Origin of the sequence: Streptomyces beijiangensis, assembly GCF_017315755.1 — a bacterium.
In the GTDB taxonomy this organism is placed as follows: domain Bacteria; phylum Actinomycetota; class Actinomycetes; order Streptomycetales; family Streptomycetaceae; genus Streptomyces; species Streptomyces beijiangensis.
On the sequence record NZ_JAFLRJ010001426.1, the window covers coordinates 1 to 212 of the forward strand.

Genomic DNA, 212 nt, shown 5'->3' on the forward strand with positions numbered 1-212 from the left:
CTCAACTCCGCGCGCACCGGCCGCATGGGCGACATCGTCCGCACCATCCAGGCCGACCAGGACCGCGTCATCCGCGCCCCGCACCGCGGCGTACTGGTGGTCGAGGGCGGCCCCGGTACCGGCAAGACCGCCGTGGCCCTGCACCGCGCCGCCTACCTCCTCTACGAGTACCGCGAGCTGCTGGCCCGCCGCGCCGTCCTGATCGTCGGCCC

General features: G+C 75.0%; 1 protein-coding gene. It reads left to right on the forward strand.

Features of this window, described 5'->3' with window-relative positions; all coding sequences use genetic code 11:
• A partial coding sequence (locus J0695_RS42120; protein ID WP_206970079.1) for a UvrD-helicase domain-containing protein occupies positions 1–212 on the forward strand: 212 nt, incomplete at both ends.